Raw genomic sequence first — 17,074 nt, forward strand, 5'->3', positions numbered from 1 at the left:
CCCACCTTTATAGGGTATAATGGATGAGGATTGACACGATAGGAATTTATTGAACGAAAGTGAGTGTTATAGATGGGACGTAAATGGAATAATATCAAAGAAAAGAAGGCGTCCAAGGATGCCAATACAAGTAGGATCTATGCAAAATTCGGTCGTGAAATTTATGTAGTGGCCAAACAAGGCGAACCGGACCCGGACCTGAATCAGGCGCTGAAGTTCACCCTTGAGCGTGCGAAAACGTACAACGTACCGAAGCACATCATCGACCGTGCCATTGAAAAAGCGAAGGGCGGTTCCGATGAGAATTATGATGAGCTCCGCTATGAAGGCTTCGGCCCGAACGGTTCCATGGTCATTGTAGACGCCTTGACCAATAATGTGAATCGTACAGCATCCGAAGTGCGTGCGGCATTCGGTAAAAACGGCGGGAATATGGGTGTGAGTGGATCGGTTGCTTACATGTTTGACGCGACAGCCGTTATCGGAATCGAAGGCAAGTCAGAAGATGACGTTCTTGAAATCCTGATGGAAGCGGATGTAGATGCCCGTGACATCATCGCAGAAGAAGATGCGGTGATCGTGTATGCTGATCCCGATCAATTCCATGCTGTACAGGAAGCATTCAAGGCAGCCGGCATTTCGGAATTCTCCGTGGCCGAGCTGACCATGCTTGCACAGAACGATGTAGAACTTCCTGAAGATGCAAAGGCGCAGTTCGAGAAAATGATCGATGCTCTCGAAGACCTTGAAGATGTCCAGCAGGTCTATCATAACGTTGATTTAGGTGAATAAAGAATGAGGGGTGTCCCGGGTCTACCGGGGCACCCCTTTTTAAAAAGGAGGCAGGTTCATGGAAGGAAAAGTCGCTCTCATTGCCGGGGCAACGGGGATGGTAGGTTCCAGGCTGGTCAGGTTGCTCCTTGATTCTCCACGTTACGATAAGGTTATCTGGATTGTGAGGAGAGAGTCCGGGGTCGCCCATGAAAAGCTGGATGAACGGGTGCAATCATTGGACGATATGAGATTGGAGCCTGGTGAGACAATCGATGATGTTTACTGCTGCCTCGGAACGACGATCAAGAAAGCCAAGTCCCAGGAGGCATTCAAGAGAGTCGATCATGGGTATCCGCTACAGCTTGCAGAACTCGGAAAAATCCACGGAGCGAAACAATTCCTGTTGATCTCTTCCATGGGAGCTGATGTGGACTCACGCTTTTTCTATAGTCGTGTCAAAGGGATGACAGAGAGGGATATCACGGCATTGGGATATTCAACCCTCCATATTTTCAGGCCTTCCCTTCTTCTTGGGGAGCGGGCAGAGTTCCGTTTTGGGGAAAAGATGGGGGAAGCGGCATCGCGGATCCTTCAGCCCTTCATGAGAGGAAAGCTGAGAAAATACCGGAGCATCGAAGGGATCCAGGTGGCAAGAGGGATGCTGTCAGCTGCAAGCGGCCATTGGGACCGCGACGTTTCAGTATGGGAATCAGATGCCATTCAGGAACTGTGACGATACACGAAAAAGAGCCAGGCTCCTCCATTGGGGGGCCTGGCTCTTTTGGTTGTCTAAACCGTATACTCTTTCAATGCACTCAGAAGGGGGCGCAGGGAAGGATCGGATTCCAGGTTCGCCATCATGCCCTTGATGACAACCTTCCGCGGTTCTTCTTTTTCGAGTTCTTCTTTGATGACATCGAGGGATACGCGGATGTTCTCGTCTTCTGTCTTGCTTGATGCTTCACCGATCAAAGAACAGAGTTGGGCTTTCTCCACGTGCAGCAGTGTCTCCATTCGCTCTTTGCGCATGACGGGCTCATCTCCGCTCTTGACCAGCCCCTCCACCATATCATCCATCCTTCTCAATACGAAGGTGGATAAATAAGCGAAATCAAGAGGGATCTGGTCTAGGATGATGGTTTCAAGGTAAGAATGGAAAAAGCCGTGGATCATCATCGTGGCATCCCAAATATATGGCTCGATCGGAGGACCGTAGATTTCATAAAGCCTTCGTGAATAAAGGTGGTAGGACTCCCGTTTCATCTCCATCAACAAAGATTCGATCTTTTCATTGAAGGGGATGGCATTTTCCCTGATCTGCATGACGATGAACTCTTTGTGTCTCGATATCTCCGTCAATTGGCGTTCCAACTGCTTCTGGAATTTCTCATAGGGAGGAAGATCAGCGTGCTCGACTTCATTGATGCTTGTATAGATCATCTGGAAATAATGCTCCATGATGGCAAAAAGGAGGGCATCCTTCGATTTGAAATATAAGTAAAAGGCACCTTTGGATATATGGCATTCCTCAACGATCTCTTGAACAGAGGTAGCGTTGAATCCTTTGTTGGCAAACAGCTTCATCGACGTTTCGATGATCAATTTTTCTTTTTCTTTCATACACGTTCTCTCCCCAATGGTCTCATAGGTACATTATGACCGAATGGTCACAAAAAATAAACCCTTTTAATACACAAATTATTGACGAGTGACTGTTCGGTCAGTTATATTAGGTGATGTTATGACTAGTCGGTCAGTTTATTTTGGAAAGGAAGGTATTTGAGTGAATAGTATCATCAATTTTGTCCTGAAAAACAAATTCGCCGTTTGGCTGATGACGATCATCATCATCGTGGCGGGCTTGTATTCAGGCTTCAACATGAAGCTTGAAACATTGCCGAATATCAATACGCCTGTTGTCACCATCACGACGGTTTATCCAGGCGCGACACCGGAAGATGTGGCGGATAAAGTATCCGAACCCATCGAGCAGCGCGTCCAGAATCTGAACGGAGTAAACGTCGTAAGCTCCACTTCGTATCAAAATGCTTCGGCCATTCAGATTGAATATAAGTATTCCAAAGACATGGATGAAGCAAAGAGGGAGGTGGAAGATGCCGTTTCTGACATCTCCTTCCCTGACGAGGTCAACGACCCTGAAGTATCAAGGCTCAGCCTGAATGCCTTCCCGGTCATCGCCCTCAGCGTATCGGATGAGAATCAATCCCTGTCTGAATTGACGAAGACTGTGGAAGGCACCATCATCCCTGAGTTTGAAGGTCTTGATGGGGTTGCTTCTGTTCAAGCTTCCGGTCAGGAAGTGCAGGAAGGTCAAATCGTATTTGATCAGGATAAACTTGATCAATACGGACTGACTGAAGATACAGTGAAGAACATCATCCAAGGGTCAGACATTTCCCAGCCTCTTGGGCTTTACACGTTCGATGATACCCAAAAGTCCGTCCTTGTCGACGGGAACATCACGACCGTCAAAGATCTTGAAAACGTGAAGATTCCCCTTGTCCCTGGCGATGCTGAAAGTGCACAACAGGGAATGAGCGGAGCAGAAGGGCAGGCTCCTCAAGCTCAAGCGCCACAAGCACAGCAAGGGCAACAGGCTGCAGCTCCTCAGCAGGGAGCAGAGATGAAGATCCCAACGGTGAAGCTTTCTGAAATCGCCGACATCAAGGTGAAAGGTGAAGCTGAATCAATCTCGAAAACCAATGGCAAAGAATCCATCGGGCTTCAGGTTGTAAAAACAGCTGATGCCAATACGGTGGATGTCGTGAATGCCGTGAAAGATCAGATGAAGAAGTTTGAGAAAGATATCGATGGTGTTGAACTGACGTCTACGTTTGACCAGGGTGAACCAATCGAAGAGTCCGTCAGCACGATGTTGAACAAAGCATTGTTCGGAGCGATCTTCGCCGTCATCATCATCCTGCTGTTCCTTCGTGATATCAAGTCAACGATCATTTCCGTCATTTCCATCCCGCTTTCCTTGTTGATTGCGATTCTTCTCCTGAAGGAAATGGATATCACATTGAACATCATGACGCTTGGAGCCATGACAGTCGCAATCGGTCGTGTCATCGATGACTCCATCGTTGTTGTAGAAAATATTTATCGCCGTATGGCCCTTCCGGGTGAAAAACTGAAAGGCAAAGAACTGATCCGGGAAGCAACGAAGGAAATGTTCGTGCCGATCATGTCTTCAACGATCGTAACGATTGCCGTGTTCCTTCCACTCGGATTGGTCCAAGGAATGATCGGGGAACTATTCCTTCCGTTCGCCTTGACCATCGTATTTGCCCTATTGGCATCACTCCTTGTGGCAGTCACTGTCGTACCGATGCTTGCTCACACGATGTTCAAGCCGGGCTCATCTAAGAAAAAGCATGTGGAAAAACCAAGCCGCATGGCCAATGGATACAAGCGAATCCTGAACTGGACGCTGAATCATAAAATCATTACCTCGGTCCTTGCCATCGCCATGCTCGTAGGAAGCCTCTTCCTCGTGCCGAAGATCGGTGTGAGCTTCCTTCCTGGTGATGAAGAGAAGATGATCATGGCTACGTTCAAACCGGAGCCGGGTCAGACCCGTGAAGATGTGGCGAAAATCGCCGATGAAGCAGAAAGCTATCTTCAAAGCCGAAAAGGCGCAGACACCATCCAATACTCTGTCGGAAGCGAGAATCCGATGAGTCCAGGAAGCACGAACGATGCCATTTTCTTCGTATCGTATGACGAAGATACAAAGAATTTCTCTGATGAGAAAGAAAAGGTCATCAAACACCTTCAGGAAACCACATCCAAAGGGGAGTGGGCATCCCAGGACTTCTCGGCCAGTGCCGGAAGCAATGAGATTTCCGTTTATGTGTACGGTGATTCCGTGAAGGACATCGAACCTGTCGTCAAAGATCTTCAGAAAAAGATGGAAGACAAAGGCGACTATAAAAAAGTGAAGAACTCCCTTGCTGAATCGTACGAAGAGTACTCCTTCATAGCCGATCAGGAGAAACTGAGCGAGCTTGGACTCACAGCGGGCCAAATCGCCATGGAGCTCAGTCAGGATCGCCAGCGACCTGTGCTGACCACCATCCAGAAAGACGGGGAAGATGTGGATATCTACCTCGATGCACCGAAGGAAAGCTATAAAGATATCAACGACCTGAAAGATAAAACGATCCAATCTCCACTTGGTATGGAAGTGAAGATCGGCGATGTCGTGAAGATTGAAGAAGGTGAAACATCCGATACCCTCTCAAGACGTGACGGGAAAGTCTACGCCAATGTGAGCGGTGAGCTGAAGTCGGATGATGTATCAAAAGCCTCTCAAGACCTTCAAAAAGACATTGATGATATGGATCTTCCATCTGGAATCGATGTGAACATGGGCGGAGTCACCCAAGACATCCAGGAATCCTTTACACAGCTCGGTCTTGCCATGCTGGCAGCCATTGCCATCGTGTATCTGATCCTTGTCATCACATTCGGTGGAGGGCTTGCGCCATTTGCCATCCTGTTCTCCTTGCCGTTCACCGTGATCGGTGCCCTTGTCGGCCTGTTGATTGCTGGTGAAACCATCAGTATTTCCTCCCTGATCGGAGCACTGATGCTAATCGGAATCGTCGTGACCAATGCCATTGTCCTTGTGGACCGCGTCATTCACAAAGAGAACGAAGGAATGTCTACGCGTGATGCCCTGCTCGAAGCAGGTGCCACCCGTCTACGTCCGATCCTCATGACGGCCATCGCGACAATCGGGGCGCTCTTCCCGCTCGCTCTAGGCCTTGAAGGCAGCGGATTAATCTCCAAAGGTCTCGGTGTAACGGTCATTGGTGGATTGACAAGTTCAACCCTTCTGACTCTTGTGATCGTACCGATCGTGTATGAGATCCTCATGAAGATCAAACGCAAGGTAACCAGAAAATCCAAAGCAGAATAACAATAAGAAAGCAGTCTCCTGACGGGGGCTGCTTTTTTGTCATCCTGCCTGTCCTCATATTCCAGGATTGCCTGTCATAGACTAGAACATCTTGTGATAAAGGGCGGGACTGTGGATGAATCTGTTTTATAAAGGAATCTTGATCTTGATGGTGACGGCATTCGCAGGCGAGCTCCTGGAATTCATCATCAATATGATATTGGCGCAGGAACTGGGTGAAGCGGGACTTGGTACATATATGTCCATCCTGCCCACCGTTTTTTTAATTGTGATTTTATCGAGCATGGAGCTTCCCATCTCCCTTTCCAAGTTTTTTGCAGAGAGGGAAGAAAGGCTCCATAGGGGGATGCTTGGCTATGCGTTCCGATTCGCGCTCCTTACGACCATCATCCTACTCGGCGTCATGGTCCTGGTATACGCATGGACGCCCTTATTCAGCGGCTACCATCAGGGGATCAGATGGCTGATCATCCTCGTCATCCCCATCATCGCCTTCACCTCCATTACGAGGGGATACTTTATGGGGATCCAGAAGATGGGGAAGATTGCTGCGGCCAATTTCCTGAGAAAAGGCATCCAGCTTTTGTTCCTTGTGTCCATCTATCAATTCTTGGAGTTCGAGCTCAATACGTCCATCTTCATTGCACTTGGCACGATGATCGCCAGCGAGTGCATTGTATTTGTCTATTTAATCCATGCTTACATAGTCGAGATACGGGGTAAAAGGAAGGATAGCCATAGCAGTCTACCGAAGGGAGAGATGAGAAAAGCGGTGTTGTCGGTTTCGATCCCGACGACCTTTTTGCGGATATTCCATGCTCTGACACATGCCATCCAGCCTTTTCTCATCAAACTGGCACTCGTCATGTCAGGGATGGAGGCAGGGGAGGCTAATGAACATTTCGGCATGCTTGCGGGAATTGCCCTGACCATCGGATTCTTCCCTTCTTTCATCGCCGTGTCCATGATGACGGTCCTCATCCCGACCATATCAGAGAAGGCATCTTCGAACGATTGGCCGGGGATTCTAGCTCACTTGAAGCAGGTGATGTGGCTCACGATCGGATACGGGATCCCGGTCGTATTCGTGTACTATGCTTGGGGGGACGCCATTACAGAGCGATTCTTTCACTCGGTTACATCGGCCTATTATCTGAAGCTTTTATGGCCGTATTTCTTATTCCACTTCCTGATGCTGCCGCTTCAAGCATTCATGATCGGCCTTGGACTCGTGAAAGATGCCCTGCTACATACGATGTGGGCAAGTGCTTTTTCATTCGCTTGCATTTATTTGATGGGATCACGCTACGGGATGGAAGGAGTCATTGTCGGGATGAACGGCGGAGCCGTCCTCGCCATGCTGCTTCACTATTTCACCATCTGTAAAGAGTTGGAAGCGACGGTTTGGTTAAAACCCGCGGAAAAAATATAAACTAAACATAGCTCACCTGAAAGTCAGCGGGCCCCGCTGGCTTCATTACGTTAAAGGAGAAACTGTATGATTGAATCGATTTTATTTAACCTTATGTTAGTCGGCTTCCTGGGAATCGCTTCCCAATGGGCGGCATGGAGGTTCAAGCTTCCCGCCATCGTCGTCATGTCCATCGTCGGCTTACTTGCTGGTCCGATCCTCGGACTCATCAATCCTGAAGAAGTTTTCGGGGAACTGTATGAACCGCTTATTTCCATGGCTGTTGCCATCATCCTTTTCGAAGGAAGCCTGAATCTGGATTTCAGGGAAGTGAGGGGCCTTGGTAAACCGGTATTCAGGATCGTTACGATCGGTGCGTTCCTCGCCTGGATCTTGGGTTCGCTGGGTGCCCACTATGTTGCAGGACTGTCATGGGCGGTTGCCTTCGTTATCGGAGGGTTGTTCATCGTTACCGGGCCAACAGTCATCCTGCCCCTCCTCAGACAGTCAAAGCTTAAGCCGCGACCTGCAGCGATTTTGAAATGGGAAGGGATCATCGTCGATCCATTCGGTGCGCTTCTTGCTGTTTTTGCATTTGAAATCATTAATTTCCTTATCAGCGAGGACGCTACTATTCTTAAGCTTGTTTCATTCTTTGCTGCATCACTCTTTGCGATCGTGCTTGGGTGGGCGCTTGGACGATTCACTGGATTCCTTTTTGAAAAGGGACATGTACCGGAATTCTTGAAATCACCGGTCGTCTTTGCCTTAGTGCTGGCGGGCTTTTCGGTCTCTGATCAGATCACCCACGAAACAGGGCTCCTTGCTGTCACTGCCATGGGGATGACGCTTGCCAATATGCATATTGCCTCGATCAGTGATATGAGGCATTTCAAAGAAAATATCTCGGTATTGCTCACATCGACCATATTCGTCATGCTGACAGCTTCCCTGACTGTGGATACCCTTCTTGAAATCTTTGATTGGCAGATCATTGGATTTGTACTTCTCATGCTCTTCATCGTCAGACCGTTGTCCATATGGTTATCAACCATCGGGACAGATCTGTCGAAAAGGGAAAAAATACTGGTTGGGTGGATCGCACCGCGTGGAATTGTAGCTCTTACGGTGTCAAGCTACTTCGCTTCGGTTTTATTGGACAAGGGGTTCAAGGATGCCTCCATTTTGACATCCCTGACATTTGCCCTTGTCTTTGCCACGGTATGTGCCCACGGTTTCTCCATCAAGTGGCTGGCGAGTAAACTGAAGCTTGCCAACGATGAGCATCCCGGTGTCATCCTGGTCGGGGGGAGTGCGTTCAGTACTGAATTTGCCAAGGCACTTCGTGAACTGAAGATCCCCACATTGATTGCCGATTCATCTTGGCAGAGACTCTACAGTGCAAGAAAGGCCGGGCTGCCGTTCTATTCGGGCGAGATCCTCTCAGAGAAGACGGAATACCGTCTGGATATGACTCCATATGATTACATGATCGCAGCCACGGAACTTGATTCCTATAATGCCCTTGTCTGTACGTCGTTCATTTCTGAGTTTGGACGGAACAACCTGTATCAGTTGAATTTAAGGAACCAATCGGGTGAAGACCTTGAAGAGATGGTTCATACCATCGGCGGGAATATCGTCTTCCAGGATGGACCGACGTGGGAAGAACTCAATAAACGGGTAGAGTGTGGGGATGTGTTCCGGAAGACAACCGTCACCGAGAAATATCCATTCAAAAGCTATATGGAGGATATTGAGGAAGGAACGATCCTGCTCCTCATCCAAAAGCCGACAGGCAAGGTTGAATTCTTCCGCAATGAAGCCTCTCCAAGGGTGGAAGAAGGGGACATCGTCGTCAGCTTGACCACGCGGAAGAAGGAAATGAACAAAATCAACGAACGGATCGCAGAGAATAAAGAAGCGGAACGAAATAAAGAAAAAGAAAGCGAAAAGCCATCCCGCTGAACGGGATGGCTTTTCATGTGGAGGGCGTTTAACGGCGCTCGCTGTGAAGCATATTACTGAGAAGCTTCTTCACTTCATTATAGGTCTTGCCAGATTGTGCATTAAGGCGTTTCACTTCGTCAATGTCCGTTCCGGCAGACGTTTTGCGTGATTGGTTTTGGCTCAATTCCACACACCCCCTGTTCATACTATGAGCAGGGGGTGCAGGACCTATGCTGTTACCTTTTTCCTTCTGTAAAAGACATCGAAGAGGAAGATGATAGCGGCGAGTGCATAGGCTGCATAAGCAAACCCGGAATGCTCATCCATATTCTTCACTCCGATCCCAATGAATGCCCAGACAATAACAAGGGGATATAGGAAGTCGTTTTCCTTTGTCCTGAACCAGAACGCGAGGATGGTCGCTGCCGCCAATCCAAGGGAAGCCCAGACGATATCCGGTATGCCGAAGCCGTCGAACCCGATTTCAGTCAGATAGTACGTGACGTTCACGATCGCTGCTACCGAAATCCAGCCGAGATAGATGGAGAAGGGTGCCTGGTCCAAAAGGGAAGGATCTGTCGATTTCACCCGCTTATACAGGGCAATCAGTGTAAGGAGGATTCCTGCCATGACCAGGACAGAGATGCCGAAATAGTTATAGTGCCACATCACGATCCATAGTGAGTTGAAGAGACAGTTGAGGATGAACCATCCGCTTGTGCGCGTATAGAGGGGTAGATCTCTCCGTGCCTTCGGAATCTGTCGCAGGACCCAGATACCCAATAGTAAGTAGATCAGGCTCCAGATGGAGAAGACATATCCAGCAGGTGTGAGCATGATATCCAGGCGGTCACTAATTTCGCCTGTGGATTGATTGTTCAGGGGCAGTGTGACCGCGAGCGTATTCATCACGATGACCAATGCAAACGCAAGGATGTTAAGAATGACTCTCATAATGATGACCTCCAATTTTTTCGTAGTGTATCCGGAAAATCGTTTTCCATGCTATACTATTCCACTTTTGCCATATTAAAAACCTCCGGACGACAGTTTGGGAAGAAAGGATTAAGGACGTGTAAAGCAGGAATTTTGCCCTGTCATCACGAATAAAGGCAGAGAGAAGGATAAAAACGAACACTTTTAGGAGGACATAATGAGCCATTCAACACATACATATTCGGAAGTTTGGGATCTGGACGTATTTTTCAAAGGGGGAAGCGAATCAGCCGAGTTCCGGGCACATCTGGATGAACTGAAAGAAATGAAGCGGCGGTTCGAGGAAAACGCGGTGGCATTCTATCCGCCTCAAACAGGCGAAGACGCAGCTTTAGTGTGGAACCTGATCGATGAAGCAAAAGACGTCATGATGAACCTCAGACAGGCAGGCGCATTCGTCAGCTGTCTCGAGGCACAGGATATGCACGACAGGAAGGCAAACGCCCTTCGGGGAGAAGTGACAACCATCAGCGCGGACTTTTCAAGTGTATTCACGAAGTTCCAACAGCAGCTGTCTGAATGCAGCGAACAGGTATGGGTTGAGCTTCTCAAGCATGAAGGACTGAAGGAAATCGCCTTTGTCCTTGAAGAATGGCGTCAAAAAGCAAAAGATAAACTATCAAGTGAGGAAGAGTCTTTGATCGGGGCACTTGCAGTGGACGGCTATCATGGATGGGGCCAGATGTATGACACAATCGTAGGCACCATGACCATCGAACATGACGGGAAGAGCTATTCCGTAGGACAGGCGAATAATCTCCTTTCCCACCCTGACGACAACACGCGTAAAGCGGTGTTCGAGAAGCTTGAAAAAGCCTGGGGAGAAAAAGAAGAGCTGTTTGCCAAAACACTGAATCACCTATCCGGATTCAGGCTCAATGTCTATAAAAAGCGAGGCTGGGAAGAGATCTTAAAAGAGCCTCTTGAATACAACAGAATGAAGCAGGAAACCCTCGATGCCATGTGGGGAGCGATCTCCAAACATAAGGCTCCATTCGTTGAATACCTTAACCGAAAAGCGAAGATCCTCGGCAAGGAAAAACTGACATGGTCGGACCTTGACGCCCCTGTGGCAGAAACGACGTCCACTATGTCCTACGATGAAGGAGCGGCATTCATCCAGAAACAGTTTGCGCGTTTCGGATCCGAAATGGCCCAGTTCACAGAAAAAGCGTTTGAGGATTCTTGGATTGAAGCGGAGGATCGCCCCGGTAAACGCCCTGGAGGCTTCTGTACCTCCTTCCCACTCAGTCAGCAGTCACGGATCTTCATGACCTATTCCGGGACGATGTCCAATGTATCGACCCTTGCCCATGAGCTCGGTCATGCGTTCCATTCACATGCACTCAAGGACATGCATACGCTGAATCGCAATTATGCCATGAACGTGGCGGAAACAGCCTCCACATTTGCAGAAATGATCGTGGCGGATGCAGCGGTACAGGAAGCGGAGTCGAAGGAAGAGAAGGTCGCCCTCATTGAAGACAAGCTTCAGCGCAGTGTGGCGTTCTTCATGAACATCCATGCGCGGTTCTTGTTCGAGACGCGCTTTTATGAGGAACGTGCGAAAGGGATCGTATCGTCAGATAAACTGAATGAGCTGATGGCGGAAGCGCAGAAGGAAGCGTATGCCGGAGCAGTGGATGAAGTCCATCCACACTTCTGGGCATCGAAGCTTCATTTCTACATCACGGGTGTGCCGTTCTATAACTTCCCGTATACGTTCGGCTACTTGTTCTCGTTGAGCATTTATGCGAAGGCGCTTGAGGCTGGCGGGGATTATGAGGAGAAGTATATGGCGTTGCTTCGTGATACGGCGGTGATGAATGTGGAGGAGCTTGCGATGAAGCATCTCGGCGAGGATATCACGAAAGAGGCGTTCTGGGAAAAGGGAATCCGTTTGTGCATTCAGGATGCGGAAGAGTTTCTTGAGTTGACGAAATAAGTATGAGCAGCAACAGTGTTTGTCAGGTTTCTGGCAGGCGCTGTTTTTTTGTGGGATTGCGATCCTGTTTTTGGAATGAGGATGTGGTGGAGACGAGACCGTTTCATTCCGCTGCGGCCTTCCGCTTTCCATGGGGCGTGCGGTGAGCCGCTTCGGCGCGCCTGCAGGGTCTCATCCTGCCCGCTATTCCCATAGGAGTCGGGAGGCTTCTGCTGCACTGCACTCTGTGCGAGGGAGAGGGGGTACGCTGATTGGAACCAAGTATCGTCATCCTGTTCTTAACATAAGGTTGTGGTGGAGACGAGATCGTTCCGTTTCGCTACGGCCACCCGCTTTCCATGGGGCGGGCGGTGAGCCGCTTCGGCTGCGCCTGCAGGGTCTCACCCTGCCCGCTATTCCCATAGGAGTCGGGAGGCCTCCGCTACACTTCACTCTGTGCGAGGGAGAGGGGATGCGCTAACCAAGTATCGTCATTCTGTTCTTAACATAAGGTTGTGGTGGAAAGAGACCGTTCCGTTCCGCTGCGGCCACCCGCTTTCCATGGGGCGTGCGGTGAGCCGCTTCGGCGTTGCCTGCAGGGTCTCACCCTGCCCGCTTCTCCCATAGGAGTCGGGAGGCCTTCGCTGCACTGCACTCTGTGCTTAGTAGTAGGAGAGTGCTGATTCGAAACATGCTAACACCATCGTATTTTTTGTGAATATGTAGAGGAGAAGAGCCCGTTCCGTTCCGCTGCGACCTCCCGCTTTCCATGGGGCGTGCGGTGAGTCGCTTCGGCTGCGCCTGCAGGGTCTCACCCTGCCCGCTATTCCCATAGGAGTCGGGAGGCCTTCGCTGCACTTCACTCTGTGCGAGGGAAAGGGGATGTGCTGATTTGATGCAAGGTATCGCATCCAGTTTTTTGCAATGAATGCGTGCTGAATGCGAGCTTTTTATGTTCGCTATACTTTGTGCGCAGGAGAAGCAGGACATCCCCATCCTAGTTTCTTTATTAGTATGACTTTCTATCCTTATTAACAAACGATTACCTCTCCTAGTCCAACACCACTGAGTGGATTGGAGCGGAAGGGATTTGACTCCTGCGGAAAAGGGGGATGATCGAGACCCCGCAGGCACGAGGAGGCTCGACATGCCCCCCGCGGAAAGCAAATCCCTGCAGCGCAAAGGAACGGACTAGTCTTCCATTTCACACTTCATTTAGGACGATTTTGTCTTCACTTCTCATCATATTTCAGGGGGATCCAGACCCCACAGCACAGGAAAGCAACTCCCTGCAGCGCAAAGGAACGGGCTAGTCTGCCACCGTGGACTTCATATAGAGTTATTTAGCCATCAATATTCTTATAACCAAGGTGATCAAAACCCTTCTGGTCCGAGTAGCGCTACGTCTCAGGTCCTAGTGTGAAATCTGGCTGTAGCTCGTTATGGAAAACGAGCGTAGCAGGTAGGATAAAGACATGAAGAAGAAAGGAGGAAACAATGATGAAGAAATTCGGTTTGATTGTGGCAGGGGGGATCTCGGCCATCGTGCTTCTTGTGAATCTGGGTCCGATCGCGGTCCTTCTTATATCGGGTGCCCTCATGTACGTGAGTATCAAGCAATTCCTGAAAACAGACTCGACATTCGCCAAAATCGTCTGGGCGTTGATCGGTCTCGCAGCTTTCAGCTCGACCGTCTCGAACTTCCCGGCCATCATCGGCTTGGTTGCCCTGTACGTGCTCTATGTGATCTATAAGAACTGGAACAAAGAAGAAGTGGTGAAAGAAGAATCCGCCGATCCGTTCACGAACTTTGAACGTGAATGGTCCAAATTGAATAAAAACTGATCTTAAAGGAGAGAAAAACAATGGGAAACCTATTTCAACGAATCAAACATACCGTCATGTCCGATATCCACGAAGTCATCGATAAAAAGGAACAGAAGAATCCTATCGCTGTGCTCAACCAGTACTTGAGACAGTGTGAGCAAGAGGTAGAAAAAGTCCAGAAGCTGATGGAGCGCCAGTACACGCTGAAGGAAGAGTTCAAGAAAGAGCATCATCATGCTCTATCCCTTGCAGAAAAGCGTAAGCATCAGGCAGAGGTGGCAGGGAACGCAGGAGAAACCGAGCTTCAACAGTTTGCCGTTCAGGAGCAGGCTTTCTATGAAAAAAGGGCAATGAGAATTGCTGAATCTGCAGCTCAGTCTGAAAAGGATCTTCAGGATCTGGAGCGAAAATATGAAGAGATGAAGCACAAGCTGAAGGATATGTACATCAAACGCATGGAACTCATGGGAAGGGAGAATATCGCCCGTGCCCAGAGCAAGGTCAATACCGTACTGGATCCGTCTGCGGGATACACGGATGGTCGTTTCTCCAAGTTTGATGAGATCGAACAGTATCTTGATCGGTTGGAGCATGGAGTCCAAAACTCGTACTACCGCTCGACCATCGATGCCAAGATCGCACAATTGGAAAAAGAAACGAAAAAAGAAGAAACAGCTTCATAAAACATGGTATTCTAATCATAGTGAAAAAGGGGTTGCCCGAATCGGGTCACCCCCTTTCCGATTGATAGACAAGGGAAGGAGGGAATGCTTTGATCAATCGACTTAGAACCGACGGCATCAGCTGGATCATCTTGATCGGGATATTATTACTGTTCCTTGAGGTGTCTTTTTTTGATGGAGGTGTTCTCATCTTCCTTTGCATCGCAGCCTTCTGCATCTATCTTGGAAGGAAGAAGCTGCCGAGCAAATCGGGGAGGCTTCTCATGTGGTTCGGGATCATCGTCCTCGTGGTCAATATTTTCAACACCGTGGCCTTCAAGTTCTCGCTATTTGCCCTATTGCTCTATGTGATTTTCCGCTATGCCGACTCGAAAAAATCGCCTAAGAGGGTGCAACCATCATTTAAGGAAGGAGCTCCACCCTTGAAGGCTCCCGTCGTGCTAAAACGGGCAGCCATCCAAAACGAATGGTTCGGTCGCAAGAAGACGCCTGAGGGGGTCTACGAGTGGGAAGATATCAATGTTCAGGGAATCATCGGTGATACGGTCATCGATCTCGGGAATACGTACCTGCCGAAAGGAACGTCAGTTGTGACGGTAAGGAACATCCTGGGGAGCGTTGAAATCCTGGTTCCTTATGATGTGGAAGTGAGCATCCATCACTCCGTACTGGCGGGAGCGATTGAAGTATTCGAGCATCAGGAACCCCGGGTTTTCAATGAGTCCCTCTATTATCAAACACCAGGCTACGAGGAAGCCCCGCAAAAAGTGAAGGTAGTCATATCTATGTGGGTGGGGGATCTCGAGGTGAAACGGACATGAGCAGCGTAGGAAAGCAGGTCATACGCAGTATTCTGTTATCACTGGGACTCTTCATCCTTGTCACGGCAGGCTATTTTTATCTTTTCCCCCTATCTGATTGGGCTCTGCTCCTTGAAGTGGAAATCATGGATATTCCCGGGGTGGGGTTCATCTTGTTCGTTTGTTTGATCATCGGGGGGGCATTCGGTGTGAAAACGGGCTTGGGACAGAAGCAGCAGTTCAGGGAAATTGAAGAGGCGCTCCTTCTGGCCAAGCAAGGGAAGCCTGTGCAAATTAAGGATGATGGAGGAGAGCTCTACCATGTGCTGAGAAAAGCCGATGATTTAAGGACGCAGCTTTCAGAGCAGGCAAGGACCTCACAGAAGCTTGCCACGCAAAAAGCGGAAGAGTCGGAAAAACGTGTCCAGGAAATCGTATCGGAGGAGAGGAATCGGCTGGCGAGGGAACTTCATGACTCTGTCAGCCAGCAATTGTTCGCAGCCTCCATGCTTATGTCTGCCATAGCGGAGACCCCTTCTGAATCCCGCTCTCCGGGGGAACAGAAGCAGCTTGATATGGTGGAAAGGACGATCCAACAATCCCAGCTTGAGATGCGGGCGCTTCTTCTCCATCTTCGTCCTGTAGCCCTGAGAGGGAAGACCCTTCAGCAGGGAATGGAAGAACTCCTTGTGGAGCTGGCCCAGAAGATGCCTCTTGATATCCAGTGGAAGGTGGAGGAGATGGATCTTGATAAAGGAGTGGAGGACCATCTATTCCGGATCTTGCAGGAATCCGTATCCAACACCCTGCGCCATGCAAAGGCGGCGAGCCTTGATGTCCGGTTGATCATCCGTGAATCCATGATCATCTTGAGGGTTGTAGATGATGGTCAGGGATTCGATGTGAACGAGTCCAAGGTGACAAGCTCCTATGGACTTCAGAATATGAAAGAACGAGCCCTGGAAATCGGGGGCACGGTCAAAATCATCAGTGTACCGGGTAAAGGCACAAGTCTGGAAGTCAAGGTGCCTGTTGTGGAGAAGGAAGGGGATAGTCATGATTAAGGTAGTATTTGTTGATGACCATGAAATGGTGAGGATTGGTGTATCCGCCTATCTGTCAGCGCAGCCGGATATCGAAGTCGTCGGAGAAGCATCCGACGGCAGTGAAGGGGTCCGAATGGCATTGGAGCTGCGACCGGACATCATCTTGATGGATCTCGTCATGAAAGGGATGGATGGCATCGAAGCCACGAAAAATATCGTCTCCCAGTGGCCGGAAGCAAAGATCATCATCGTCACAAGCTTCCTGGATGATGATAAAGTGTATCCTGCCCTTGAAGCGGGTGCGGTCAGCTACATGCTGAAAACGTCCAAGGCGAGCGACATTGCGGAAGCCGTCAGGAAGACCTATGCCGGTCAATCAATCCTTGAGCCTGAAGTGACGGGGAAGATGATGACCCGGATGAGGCAGAAGACCGTCAGCCATCCCCATGAGGAGCTGACGAACAGGGAGCTTGAAATCCTTCTGTTGATGACTCAGGGCAAGACGAATCAAGAGATTGCCGATGAGCTCTTCATCGCATTGAAGACGGTCAAGACCCATGTCAGCAATATCCTATCGAAGCTTGATGTACAGGACCGGACACAGGCAGTCATCTATGCATTCAAACACGATTTGGCCAGATAGCCATGGGAAAAGACGTTTCCGCCAGGGAGAAGATCCTGCCGGAAGGGTCTTTTTTTAGTTGTTTCACATTTT

The 17,074-nt window shown here is 49.3% G+C and carries 14 protein-coding genes; 11 read left to right on the plus strand and 3 right to left on the minus strand.

Features of this window, described 5'->3' with window-relative positions; all coding sequences use genetic code 11:
- The first annotated feature begins 72 nt into the window (after positions 1-72).
- Positions 73-792, plus strand: a complete 720-nt coding sequence (locus ABJ225_RS18005) for a YebC/PmpR family DNA-binding transcriptional regulator (protein WP_048006760.1) — start codon at positions 73-75, stop codon at positions 790-792.
- Positions 793-850: 58 nt separating this feature from the next.
- Positions 851-1,507: an oxidoreductase gene (locus ABJ225_RS18010; RefSeq protein WP_347321265.1), complete on the plus strand. Its 657-nt coding sequence runs from the start codon at positions 851-853 to the stop codon at positions 1,505-1,507.
- 56 nt (positions 1,508-1,563) lie between these two features.
- Here the strand turns inward: ABJ225_RS18010 and ABJ225_RS18015 are convergent, their stop codons facing one another.
- Positions 1,564-2,394, minus strand: coding sequence for a TetR/AcrR family transcriptional regulator (locus ABJ225_RS18015; protein ID WP_056532842.1), 831 nt, complete (start codon positions 2,392-2,394; stop codon positions 1,564-1,566).
- 163 nt (positions 2,395-2,557) lie between these two features.
- Here ABJ225_RS18015 and ABJ225_RS18020 point away from each other — a divergent pair, with 163 nt between their 5' ends.
- From ABJ225_RS18020 to ABJ225_RS18030, 3 genes are all read left to right on the plus strand, one after another.
- Positions 2,558-5,722: an efflux RND transporter permease subunit gene (locus ABJ225_RS18020; protein ID WP_347321266.1), complete on the plus strand. Its 3,165-nt coding sequence runs from the start codon at positions 2,558-2,560 to the stop codon at positions 5,720-5,722.
- Between the two features lie 115 nt (positions 5,723-5,837).
- The gene (locus ABJ225_RS18025) at positions 5,838-7,154 is read left to right on the plus strand and encodes an oligosaccharide flippase family protein (RefSeq protein ID WP_347321267.1); all 1,317 of its coding nucleotides are present in this window, start codon (positions 5,838-5,840) and stop codon (positions 7,152-7,154) included.
- A gap of 66 nt (positions 7,155-7,220) precedes the next feature.
- Positions 7,221-9,101 (plus strand): cation:proton antiporter, encoded by a 1,881-nt coding sequence (locus tag ABJ225_RS18030; protein WP_179125698.1) that lies wholly within the window; start codon positions 7,221-7,223, stop codon positions 9,099-9,101.
- A 28-nt stretch (positions 9,102-9,129) separates the two neighbouring features.
- Here ABJ225_RS18030 and ABJ225_RS18035 read toward each other — a convergent pair whose 3' ends face one another.
- Positions 9,130-9,267: a hypothetical protein gene (locus ABJ225_RS18035; protein WP_162244076.1), complete on the minus strand. Its 138-nt coding sequence runs from the start codon at positions 9,265-9,267 to the stop codon at positions 9,130-9,132.
- Between the two features lie 44 nt (positions 9,268-9,311).
- The gene (locus ABJ225_RS18040) at positions 9,312-10,037 is read right to left on the minus strand and encodes a TspO/MBR family protein (RefSeq protein WP_309300023.1); all 726 of its coding nucleotides are present in this window, start codon (positions 10,035-10,037) and stop codon (positions 9,312-9,314) included.
- A 199-nt stretch (positions 10,038-10,236) separates the two neighbouring features.
- Here ABJ225_RS18040 and ABJ225_RS18045 point away from each other — a divergent pair, with 199 nt between their 5' ends.
- The 6 genes from ABJ225_RS18045 (at position 10,237) to ABJ225_RS18070 (ending at position 17,002) form a co-directional block, all read left to right on the plus strand.
- The gene (locus tag ABJ225_RS18045; RefSeq protein WP_238283557.1) at positions 10,237-12,024 is read left to right on the plus strand and encodes a M3 family oligoendopeptidase; all 1,788 of its coding nucleotides are present in this window, start codon (positions 10,237-10,239) and stop codon (positions 12,022-12,024) included.
- A 1,479-nt stretch (positions 12,025-13,503) separates the two neighbouring features.
- Positions 13,504-13,848, plus strand: a complete 345-nt coding sequence (locus ABJ225_RS18050) for a lmo0954 family membrane protein (protein ID WP_056532857.1) — start codon at positions 13,504-13,506, stop codon at positions 13,846-13,848.
- Between the two features lie 20 nt (positions 13,849-13,868).
- Entirely contained in the window at positions 13,869-14,513 is a 645-nt protein-coding gene (locus ABJ225_RS18055) for a PspA/IM30 family protein (RefSeq protein WP_290031575.1), read from the plus strand.
- Positions 14,514-14,602: 89 nt separating this feature from the next.
- Entirely contained in the window at positions 14,603-15,334 is a 732-nt protein-coding gene (gene liaF, locus ABJ225_RS18060; RefSeq protein WP_079514732.1) for a cell wall-active antibiotics response protein LiaF, read from the plus strand.
- On the plus strand, positions 15,331-16,377 hold the full coding sequence (locus tag ABJ225_RS18065) for a sensor histidine kinase (RefSeq protein ID WP_056532867.1): 1,047 nt from the start codon (positions 15,331-15,333) through the stop codon (positions 16,375-16,377). The genes liaF and ABJ225_RS18065 overlap by 4 nt, the downstream gene beginning before the upstream one ends.
- Positions 16,370-17,002 carry a response regulator gene (locus tag ABJ225_RS18070; RefSeq protein ID WP_142126398.1) on the plus strand — a complete coding sequence of 211 codons (633 nt, stop codon included), beginning with the start codon at positions 16,370-16,372 and terminating at the stop codon, positions 17,000-17,002. Before ABJ225_RS18065 ends, ABJ225_RS18070 begins: the two co-directional genes overlap by 8 nt.
- Positions 17,003-17,074 lie beyond the last annotated feature (72 nt).

This window comes from Rossellomorea sp. RS05 (genome assembly GCF_039822645.1).
In the GTDB taxonomy this organism is placed as follows: Bacteria; Bacillota; Bacilli; order Bacillales; family Bacillaceae_B; genus Rossellomorea; species Rossellomorea marisflavi_B.